This is a genomic window from Streptomyces sp. NPDC002138 (assembly GCF_040296485.1).
GTDB lineage: Bacteria > Actinomycetota > Actinomycetes > Streptomycetales > Streptomycetaceae > Streptomyces.
This window is the reverse complement of record NZ_JBEOXE010000056.1, coordinates 36,375-46,584: the sequence shown is the minus strand read 5'-3', so window position 1 is coordinate 46,584 and position 10,210 is coordinate 36,375. Positions and strand designations below refer to the sequence as shown.

Below are 10,210 nucleotides of genomic sequence, written 5' to 3'. Positions count from 1 at the left end.
AGGAAGCCGAGGATCTCGTGGCTGCCCGCGCCGCGGCCGGTGCCGAATTCGAAGCGGCCCTTGGAGAGGTGGTCGAGCATGGCGACCTTCTCGGCCCTCGACGAACACCTCCGGCGCGGCCGCCACCACGCGCCCGCCCAGCAGCACCCGGTCCACGTCCAGCAGCGCGACCAGGTTCGCCGCGGCCTCCCCCAGCACCCGTGCGGCCCGCGCGAAATCGCCCCGCGCCACCGCCTCCAGGCACAGCACCTCCGCGCACCCGCGCGCCCCGCACCGGCACGCGGGCCCGTCCAGCAGCAGCACCTGGTGCCCGAACTCCCCCGCGCCCGAACGGCTCCCCCGGTACACCGCGCCCCCCAGGCGCAGCCCCGCGCCCAGCCCGGTACCCACGTGCAGGTACACCGAGCTGCCGGACCCCGGGCCGGGCCCGGCCCCCGCCGCGGCCGCACCCGCGTTGGTGTCCTTGTCCACCAGCAGCGGCACCGACGCCGGCACCGACCCGGGTCCCGGCAGCCCGATGCGCGCCTCCAGCGCCGCCCGCAGCGGGTACCCCTCCCAGCCCGGGAAGCCCGTCACCCGGCCCAGCACCCCCGACCGGTGGTCCAGCGGCCCGGGCGCCGCGACCCCGATGCCGAGCGGCGACCCGCCCGAGCAGGCCCGTACCACCGCGTCCGCCACCACCCCCACAACCGCTTCGGGCGCGGCGCCGAAGTCCAGCTCCTGGCGCCACTCGGCCACCACCCGCCCCAGCAGATCCACGCGCACCACATGCAGCTCATCGCGGTCCAGGTGCGCCCCCACGGCGTACCGCGCCTCGGGGACCAGCCGCAGCAGCGTGCGCGGCTTGCCCCCGGTCGAGGCGCCGCGGCCCGCTTCCGCGACCAGGCCCTCCGCCGCCAGCCGGGCCGTGATCTTGCTGACGGCCTGCGGGGTCAGGCCCGTACCGGCGGCCAGCTCGCCGCGGCCCGGCCCCGCCTCCCCGCGCAGGCCCGCCGCGCGCAGCAGGCCCAGGACCAGCGCCGCGTTGTGCCCGCGCAGCCCGGCCAGATTCGCCCCGCCGCCGCCCGTGGCGCCCGTACCGTCCCCGCCACCGCTACCCCTGATCACCCGCCCATTGTCCACCCTCCTTGCACTTAGGCAACAGTGTTGCCAAAGTGGACTCCATGGCTACCACCACTCCCACCAGCACCAGCGGCTCCCCGTCCGGCACGCACACCCCCCGCACCGGCCCCCTCCGTGTGGGGCTGATCGGCTACGGACTCGCCGGTTCCACCTTCCACGCCCCGCTCGTGGCCGCGACCGAGGGCCTCGTCCTCGACACCGTCGTCACCTCCGACGCCACCCGCGCGGCCCAGGTGCTCGCCGAATTCCCGGACGCGCACGTCGTACCGACGCCGGACGACCTGTGGAACCGGGCCGCGGACCTGGACTTGGTGGTCATCGCCTCCCCCAACAAGACGCACGTCCCGCTCGCCACCACCGCGCTCACGGCGGGCCTCGCCGTCGTCGTCGACAAGCCGCTCGCCGCCACCGCCGCGGAGGCGCGGGAACTCGCCGCGCTGGCCGACCGGACCGGAACCTTCCTCTCCGTCTTCCAGAACCGCCGCTGGGACAACGACTTCCTCACGGTGCGCCGTCTGATCGAGGACGGCGAGCTGGGCGAGATCCAGCGCTACGAGTCCCGCTTCGAGCGCTGGCGTCCGCAGCTCAAGGGCGGCTGGCGCGAATCCGGCGCCCCGGAGGAGATCGGCGGGCTCCTGTACGACCTCGGCAGCCACGTGGTGGACCAGGCCCTGGTGCTGTTCGGGCCGGCCGTCCGGGTGTACGCGGAGACGGATGTGCGCAGGCCGGGCGCGCGGGCGGACGACGACACGTTCATCGCGCTCACCCACGCGAACGGCGTCCGCTCCCACCTCTACGTCAGCGCGACCACCGCCCAGCTGGGCCCGCGCATGCGCGTGCTCGGTTCGTCCGCGGGGTACGTGAAGTACGGCCTGGACCCGCAGGAGGGCGCCCTGCGCGAGGGCAAGCGGCCCGGCGTGGACCTGCCGTGGGGCGAGGAGCCCGAGCACTGCCGCGGCCGGATCGGCTCCGGCGAGTCCCCGCTGACCGGCGGGGGCCGGCCCGTACCGACCGAGCCGGGCGACTACCCGGCGTACTACGCCGCGGTGGCCGCCGCCCTGCGCGACGGCGGCCCGGCTCCGGTCACCGCGCACGAGGCGGCGGACTGCCTGGCGGTCCTGGAGGCGGCGCGGCGCTCGTCCGACGAGGGGTGTGCGGTGGAGATCTCACCGCGAGCCGGCGGATCCGCCTGAACACCGCACCACGAGGCCGGGGCTGACGCTCCGGCTACGCGTGCGGGTACGGGTACGGGTACATGTACGGGTACGGGTACGAGAAGGGGCGGGCCCGCCGGTCATGGCGGACCCGCCCCCTTCGCGCGTCCGGGACCCGGGCCGGCCGGGACCCGGGCCGGCCGGGACCCGGGCCGGCCGGGACCCGGGCCGGCCGGGAGCCGGGCCGGGACCCGGGCCTAGGCGCTCTTGAACTCCTGGCGCTGGCGGCCGAGCTTCTCGATCTCCAGCTCCACGACGTCACCGGCCCTCAGGTACGGCTTCGGCTCCGGCTGCCCCATGGCCACGCCGGCCGGGGTGCCGGTGACGATGACGTCGCCCGGGTGGAGCGTCATGAACTGGCTCAGGTACCGCACGACCTCGCCGACCGGGAAGATCTGGTCGGAGGTCTCGCCGTCCTGCTTCAGCTCGCCGTTGACCCACAGCTTCACGTCCAGGACCTGCGGGTCCGGGATCTCGTCGGCCGTGACGAGCCAGGGGCCGAGCGGGGTGAAGGTCTCGCAGTTCTTGCCCTTGTCCCAGGTGCCGCCGCGCTCGATCTGGAACTCGCGCTCCGATACGTCGTTCACGAGCAGGTAGCCGCCGACGTGCGCGAGGCCCTCCTCGGCCGAGCCGAGGTAGCGGGCCGTGCTGCCGATGACGACGCCCAGCTCCGCTTCCCAGTCGGTCTTCACGCTGCCGCGCGGGATCAGCACGGTGTCGTCGGGGCCGACCACGGTGTCCGGGGCCTTGAGGAACAGGATCGGCTCCGCCGGGGTCTCGGCGCCGACCTCCGCCGCGTGCGCGTGGTAGTTCAGCCCGATGCCCACGATCTTGCCGATCCGGCCGACCGGCGCACCGATCCGCAGACCCTCGGCGCCCAGGACCGGAAGCTCGCCGGAAGCGGCCGCGTCCCGTACCCGGGACAGCACGGAGTCGTCGGCGAGCAGAGCGCCGTCCACATCCGTGATCAGGCCGGACAGGTCCCGCAGGGTCCCGTCCTGGTCGAGCAGAGCGGGGCGCTCAGCACCCACCGGTCCGACACGCAGCAGCTTCATGGGCATTCTCCCGTGGTCGTGGGTGGTCGGCCCGCGGGCATGCCCCGGGCCGGCCGATGGGTTGCGGCCATCGGAGGATTGGCTGATCCTCCAAGATGTCCGACCAATCCGCAAGACCCTGTTCACAGACTGGAACGCGCGTCTCCGAGAGCGGAACGGCCGTCTCCGAGAGCGGAACGCCCGTCTCCGAGCGCGGCCCGCTCCTTGCGGTGCTGGAGCCAGACCCGCTCCGCCGCCGTCCACCCGGTCGTGGCCATGAGGTACAGCCCCGCGGCCAGCGGCACCACGGCGGCGGTGATCAGCGTGCCGAAGGAGAGCAGGGGCAGGACCCCGGTCAGCTTGCGCATCGCCTCCCGCTGCTCCGCGGGCACCGTGGCGGGCAGCTCGGGGCCACCGCCCGAGCGCGCGGCGCGCCGCCCCCGTACGGCACTCCACGCGGCGACGGCCGCGATGGCGGCGAACAGCGCCAGGAACACCAGCCCCGACGCACCGAACGGGCCGCCGTCCCCCAGCGCGTCGGACCACCGGGCCCCGAGCGGCGCCGCGAAGAGCCGCTCGCCCAGCAGCCCGCTGTCCGTGGACGTGAACGCGCGGTACATGAAGAAGAACACCGGCAGCTGCACCAGTACGGGCAGGCACCCGGCCGTCGGGGTCGCGCCCCGGAAGGCGGCCCGGCTCAGCGGGTGCAGGGCGAGCCGCACGAGCACGGTGAACAGCACGATCGCGACGGCGGTCGCGGCAGGCGCCGCCACCGGATCCAGCAGGCGGGCGAGCGCGGCGACGGGCTGCGCCACGCCCTGGGTGAGGGCATGGGTGAGAGAGCTGAAAACGGACACGGGGCCCCTCCGGGAGGTCTCGTCGGACGTCGAAAGATGCGTGAGGTGCATTTCGGCGTGACGAGCCGCGCGGGGGCGCGTGGGTGTGGCGAGGGATATGGGTGGTGCGGGGTCGCGATGACCCGGGAGCGCCCCTACGCGGCCGTCAGGACGAGCCGCCCGGGCGCCCTGGGCCGCGAGCGGCCGGAGGCGTCGGGATCGCGCTGCGGCAGGAAGGCCGTGCGCTGTTCGCGATCACGGATCGCGGTGCGTATTCGGGTGGGGGGTACGGGCGCGGCGCACCGCGCGAGCAACGCCGCACAGCCCAGCACCGCGGCTCCGACGGCGGCCGTGGCCGCGAAGGCGACGGCCGCGCTCAGGCCGCTCTCGCCGAGGGAGGAGCCGAGCAGCAGCGTGAAGAGCCCGGCGAGCAGGACGACGCTGAACAGTCCGCGGACCCGCGCCATTCGACCCACCCCCCAACTCCACGCGTGGCATACGCATCCGGTCCCGACCCGGATGTCGTTCTGCCCACCACCCTAACCGCACCCACTGACAGCGCACCCACGGCCGTCGCACTTACTACCAGCACGCCCACGGCCGCCTCACCCGCCGGCAGCAGGATCGGAATCGGCAGCCGAACCGCCCTCGACAACGGGAGCGGACACGGCAGCCGAACCGCCCGCGACAGCCGGACCGGCCGCGACAGCCGGACCGGCCGCGACAGCCGGACCGGCCGCGACAGCGGGAGCGGACACGACAGCGGGATCGGCCGCCAGCACTTCCGCGTCCGGCCGCCCATCCGCCTCCCGCGGCCCGCCCCACGCCGCCGCCAGCGCGACCACCAGATTCAGCGCGAGCGCGACCATCCCCGCGTTCACGCCCCACACCGGGTCGTTGCCCGTGAACACGAGCGCACAGACGACCGCGACCCCCACCACCAGCCCGCTCACCGCGGCGGCCGACGTCAACCGCCGCCACACCAGCCCCAGCAGCAGCATCGGCACCAGCTGCGCCATCCCCTCGTAGGAGATGAGCGAGAGCCGCACCAGCGTGTTCGGCGCCGTGTAGGTCATCACCAGCGCCAGCAGCCCGGCCACCACCACGACCACCTGCGAGGCGAGCTTCTGCCGCTCCCCCGCGCTCCACCGGGGCAGCAACGACAGCACGCTGCGCCCCCACATCGTCCCGATCACCAGCATGAACACCGCCATCGGCACGATCGACGACAGCGCGGCCGCGACCCCGATCACCCCCACCGCCCACGCGGGCAACGAGTCCACGATCAGCTTGAACAGCGCGAGGTTGGAGTCCGCGCCGGTCAGCCCCGGCACCACGAACAGCGCGGCCATCCCCAGCAGCATGGGCACGAACAGCAGCACGTTGTACGCCGGCAGCAGGATCGCGTTGCGCCGCAGGGCGTCGGCGCTGCGCGCCCCCAGGTAGCCCGCCACGGTGGTCGGGAAGATGACCACGGTCAGCGCGTTGAGCACGGAGGTGGACACGAACCACCCCGTCCCCAGACCGCTGTGCCCGCCCGCTCCCCCGTTCCCGGGCAGGGTCAGCCACTCGGGCCGCTCCGCGACCAGCCGGGCGAACAGCTCCCCGTACCCGCCGAAGTAGTGCACCGGCACGTACACCGCGAGGAAGCCCAGCGTCCCGATCACCAGCACGTCCTTGAGCACCGACACCCACGCGCTCCCGCGCAGCCCGCTGACCACCACGAAGCCGGTGGTGACGGCGAAGGCCACGAAGTAGGCCCACTCCAGCGGGACGGTCCCGTAGGTCACCGTGGAGACCACCACACCCATCCCGGTGATCTGCAGCTGGATGTACGGAAGCAGGAACACCGTCGCCAGCACCGCGACCGCCGCGCCCAGCCAGGGGCGGCCGTACCGGTGCGCGACCATGTCCGAGATCCCGACCAGGCCGTGCCGGCGCGCGTAATCCCACAGCAGGGGCCCGACGACGTACCCGACCGCGTATCCGCACGACATGTAGGCGACGACGTACATGACGGGCGCGCCGTAGTTGTAGCCCCAGCCCGCCGCGCCCAGGTAGCTGAAGCTGGTGTAGCCCTCGCCCGCCATCAGCACCCAGATGAAGACCGTGCCCAGCGAACGCCCGCCCACCGACCACTCGGCGAGCCCCCCGCCACCGCCCCCGCCACCGCCACCGCCACCGCGTCCGCGCACCGCGAACAGGCCGAGCGCGACGGTCGCCACCATGAACACGGCGAAGACGGAGGTCGCCACGGCCGCCGCGCTCACCGGTGATCACCGCGCCAGGCCAGCCAGACGGCGAGCGGGGTCACCAGGGTCGCCCCGACGCACCACACCAACAGGAACGGCACCCGCCCGAAGGCGAGCGGCTCCACCCGGTTCACGAGGGGCAGCACCCCGAGGAAGAGGACGAAGGGCGTGGCGAGCCACACCAGCTGAGGACGTTTCACCCGTTTCGGACGCACCGCCCCACGGTAGGCGCACCACGGCAGGCCCACCACGGTAGGCGCACCACGGCAGGCCCACCACGGCAGGCCCACCACGGCTCGCCCCGCACTAACTCCGCAGCGTTCCCCAGACCACGAGCCGGTACTTGGACGTGTACTCGGGCGTGCAGGTCGTCAGCGTGATGTACGCCCCGGGTTGGCCGTACCCGTAATCGGGCTTCACCACGCTCCGCGGCACCGGCGCGATCACCCCGGCGTCCCGCTCGGTCGTCTCCGGGAGCACCTTGTCCACGACGTACGTGTACCGCCGGCCCTGCGTCTCCACCTGGATCTCGTCCCCGGCCCGCAACCGGTTGACGTACCGGAAAGGTTCCCCGTGCGTGTTGCGGTGCCCCGCGAGCGCGAAGTTCCCCTGGGCCCCGGGCTGCGCGGTCCCGGGGTAGTGCCCGGCGTACCCCTTGTCGAGGACCGCCGCCTTGGACACCCCCTGCGCGACGGGCACGACCAGCCCCAGGCGCGGGATGCGCAGCACGGCGTACGCCTGCGACGCGGCCGGGGCCGCCGCCCGCCCCGCGCCGGGCGCGGGCACCGCTCCGGCACCGGGGCGGGAAGACGGGCCAACAGCCGGCGCCCCGACAACAGGATCGGCATCAGGGCCATCACCGGCACCGGCACCGGCACTGCCACCATCCCCCGGCCCCACGTCCTGACCGTCACCCAGACCGGAGGCCGCGCCTCCGCCCCCGCCACTGTCCCCATCCCCACCCCAGGCCCGCTCCAGCGCCCGCACCTGATCCCGCGCCGACGCCACGGCCTCCCGGTTCGTCCACCACACCTGGTGCACCACCAGCAACAACAGCACCACACCCACCGTGACGGCGAGCTCGGCACAGCTCCACAGCACCCGCGCGATCCCCACGCGCCGCGCCCGCCGACCGCTCCCCTGCACCACCACAGGTATGTGATCCCGCACGGCCCGCACCTTAAGTCCTGCCCCGCCAACTGACCAGCGGCAGTACGGTGTGAACCATGCGCCCCGACACGCCTGCCGAGCACATCGCCGAAGCCGAGCGCCTCATCCGCACGGCGAACCGCTACCCCGAGGACCAGGAGCCGCTGCTCCTGCAAGCCGCGGCCCACCTCGAACTGGCCGACGTACGCGAACGGGCGAGCACGCTCTACGACCAACTCCTGGCCGGTACACCGGACAACATCCACCTGATCAAGGCCCTCCAGGCCTCGAACCTGTGGGAGTACGGGCACGAGGCCGAGGCCCGCGCCCTGATCTCGGGCATCCGCGCGGCGGCCCCCGACGACCCCGCGCCCTGGGAAGTCATCGCCGAGACCCTCGAGACCCACGACGAACTCGACGCCTCCCACGAGTGCTTCACCCAGGCCGCCCAGCTCCTCATCACGGACGAGGAACCCCTCACCACCTCCACGACGGCCCTCCTCACGGGCCGCCACCGGGTCCGCCGGCTCCTGGGACTCGCCCACGACGACTGGGACATGGTCGCCGACACCCGCCACACCGGCCCGATCCCGCTGGACGAACTCCACGACCCCAAGCGCATCTGGGCCCTGGGCTCCGACGACCCGGCCGAGCTCCGCGCCGAGATCGCCCGCCTGCGCGCCGAGCTCGGCGACCGCCGCGCCGCGCTCTCCCGCCCCTTCCCGGTGGCCCTCCTGCACTGGCCCCTCCAGGAACTGACCGAACTCCTGGCGTCCTACCCGACCCTGGCCTCGGAGTACCCCTCGCACGCCGCGCACCTGACGGACATCGAGACCTCCCTGCGCGCCCTGGCCGCCTCGGGCACCACGAACCTCGGCATCGTCACGGCGAGCGTCCCCTCGTACGAAGCCTTCGCCGCCTCGGAGAAAACCTCCCCGGCCTCCCCGAGCCTCCTCGCGGAATACGCCACCACCCTGGCCGCCCGCGGCAAAGCCACCCCCTGGCCCCCGTCCCCCACCACCCCGTGCTGGTGCACCTCAACCAAGCCCTACGCCACCTGCCACGGCGCACCGGCGGCCTGAGCAGCCGGCTCGATGGGGCCGGCATCATTGATCCATGCCCGATGTCGTCCCCTCCTCACCCGAGGTCTCGGCCCGCATGAGCCGCCAGAACTCACGCGACACCGCTCCTGAAATGGCGGTACGGCGGCTCCTGCACGCCTCCGGACTCCGCTACCGCGTGAATGTCCCCGTGCCGGGCATGCCGCGGCGCACCATCGACATTTCTTTTGGGCGGGACAAGATCGCCGTCTTCCTCGACGGCTGCTTCTGGCACGGCTGTGCTCGGCATGCGACACAACCGAAGTCGAACGCCGAGTGGTGGCGGACGAAGCTGGACAAGAACATGGCTCGGGACCGGTCCACAACCGCACACCTCCAGGCGAGCGGCTGGATCGTGCTCCGATTCTGGGAGCACGAAGCTCCTGCCTCCATCGCCGACACGATCATGAGGACCAGGTCTGCCGGAGCTTTCTACTCCCGGCCTTCGGATGGCCTCGCACCACCCCGACCTTCCAGGTCCGGCTGAATCCTCCACACCCACCGATCACCCTTTGCATCGTAGAACTGGAGCACCTGTGCCCGCATCGTTCGTCGCCTCTCTCTGCGGATACCGAAACGGGCGCCCCAACACTTCGGACGCGAGCGACAAGCAGTCCGTCGACCTCGGCACTGTTTTTTTCGAAGCCATGGGGATAACGCCCGACAAGCTCGCACCGTCCGACGCCGTCGGCAATCTCATGGCAAGCACGATGGCGATGGACCTCACCCAGTACTTCCAGATCGAGTCTCCCCACCTGATGGTGCAACCGGAGCGGTCCATTGCCAGCTTCGAACAATTCTCGCACCTCAACGCGACGGCCACTCTCCGCAAGGACAGCTCCTCCTCGGTGACCCGTAGGGTGAAAGAACTCCGGGACTTTTCCGCCTCCGCCATCATTGCCGCGGATGTACAGAGCGAATTGGACACCCACCTCGACGGGATCCACAACGAACTGGAGCTACTGGAGGACCGCCGCCGCAACCTGCTGGACCTCCTGGGTGAGGAGTCCCTCCTCAAGCTGGACATCACCGTGTCCCGTTCGACGCCCGGCGTCACCTCCGGAGCAGTCGCGTCCGGAGCGGTCGCACCTCGCCATCTGGTGGCAGGCCTTTCCCTGAAGTGGACGCTCCGGACCGACCGCGCCCAGGACTGCCGCAGCCAGGGAGCAAAGATGGCGTCGTTGCGCCGAGGGCGGATGCCGCACTTCGCGACGGTGACAATGGAGCCCCGCCCGTCCATGCTGGCCCTCCTCGGCAGGGGCTCGGGAGAGATCGACTGCGTCTACCACCTCAACCTGCCCGCGCTCTCGCAAGCCATCGACGAATACTGCTCCGGGAATCAGCCCCGGGCCCGCCTGGCGATCCGCGACAACTTCAGGCGCCTCTGCGACCAGCGCCGCCTGCGCGATTACGACGAGCTGCGTGAGTACATCGCCACCCTGTGAGCCGGCAAGGGCCGCCGACACCGCACCCATGTGACCGACCACACATTCCCGCATTCAC

11 protein-coding genes are annotated in these 10,210 nt (G+C 72.5%); 4 read left to right on the top strand and 7 right to left on the bottom strand.

Annotated elements, in window-relative coordinates:
* On the bottom strand, positions 1-1,107 hold a 1,107-nt coding region (locus tag ABT084_RS29085; RefSeq protein ID WP_351049992.1), incomplete at its 3' end, for an ROK family transcriptional regulator.
* Positions 1,108-1,163: 56 nt separating this feature from the next.
* Here ABT084_RS29085 and ABT084_RS29080 point away from each other — a divergent pair.
* A complete protein-coding gene (locus ABT084_RS29080) occupies positions 1,164-2,315 on the top strand; it encodes a Gfo/Idh/MocA family oxidoreductase (RefSeq protein WP_351049989.1) in 1,152 nt (383 codons plus the stop codon).
* Positions 2,316-2,533: 218 nt separating this feature from the next.
* Here ABT084_RS29080 and ABT084_RS29075 read toward each other — a convergent pair whose 3' ends face one another.
* The 6 genes from ABT084_RS29075 to ABT084_RS29050 form a co-directional block, all read right to left on the bottom strand.
* Positions 2,534-3,391: a fumarylacetoacetate hydrolase family protein gene (locus ABT084_RS29075; RefSeq protein WP_351049987.1), complete on the bottom strand. Its 858-nt coding sequence runs from the start codon at positions 3,389-3,391 to the stop codon at positions 2,534-2,536.
* 122 nt (positions 3,392-3,513) lie between these two features.
* On the bottom strand, positions 3,514-4,227 hold the full coding sequence (locus ABT084_RS29070; RefSeq protein WP_351049984.1) for a YidC/Oxa1 family membrane protein insertase: 714 nt from the start codon (positions 4,225-4,227) through the stop codon (positions 3,514-3,516).
* Between the two features lie 134 nt (positions 4,228-4,361).
* Positions 4,362-4,673, bottom strand: coding sequence for a DUF6412 domain-containing protein (locus tag ABT084_RS29065; protein WP_351049981.1), 312 nt, complete (start codon positions 4,671-4,673; stop codon positions 4,362-4,364).
* A 138-nt stretch (positions 4,674-4,811) separates the two neighbouring features.
* On the bottom strand, positions 4,812-6,434 hold the full coding sequence (locus ABT084_RS29060) for a sodium:solute symporter family protein (RefSeq protein ID WP_351050004.1): 1,623 nt from the start codon (positions 6,432-6,434) through the stop codon (positions 4,812-4,814).
* 38 nt (positions 6,435-6,472) lie between these two features.
* Positions 6,473-6,658 carry a DUF3311 domain-containing protein gene (locus ABT084_RS29055; RefSeq protein WP_351049978.1) on the bottom strand — a complete coding sequence of 62 codons (186 nt, stop codon included), beginning with the start codon at positions 6,656-6,658 and terminating at the stop codon, positions 6,473-6,475.
* Positions 6,659-6,764: 106 nt separating this feature from the next.
* A complete protein-coding gene (locus ABT084_RS29050; protein ID WP_351049975.1) occupies positions 6,765-7,637 on the bottom strand; it encodes a class E sortase in 873 nt (290 codons plus the stop codon).
* A gap of 47 nt (positions 7,638-7,684) precedes the next feature.
* Between ABT084_RS29050 and ABT084_RS29045 the strand changes: the two genes are divergently transcribed.
* Genes ABT084_RS29045 through ABT084_RS29035 form a run of 3 tightly spaced genes read left to right on the top strand, consistent with a single transcriptional unit; the run spans position 7,685 to position 10,152 of the window.
* On the top strand, positions 7,685-8,689 hold the full coding sequence (locus ABT084_RS29045; RefSeq protein ID WP_351049973.1) for a tetratricopeptide repeat protein: 1,005 nt from the start codon (positions 7,685-7,687) through the stop codon (positions 8,687-8,689).
* 34 nt (positions 8,690-8,723) lie between these two features.
* On the top strand, positions 8,724-9,194 hold the full coding sequence (locus ABT084_RS29040; RefSeq protein ID WP_351049970.1) for a very short patch repair endonuclease: 471 nt from the start codon (positions 8,724-8,726) through the stop codon (positions 9,192-9,194).
* 49 nt (positions 9,195-9,243) lie between these two features.
* The gene (locus tag ABT084_RS29035; RefSeq protein WP_351049967.1) at positions 9,244-10,152 is read left to right on the top strand and encodes an NgoMIV family type II restriction endonuclease; all 909 of its coding nucleotides are present in this window, start codon (positions 9,244-9,246) and stop codon (positions 10,150-10,152) included.
* Positions 10,153-10,210 lie beyond the last annotated feature (58 nt).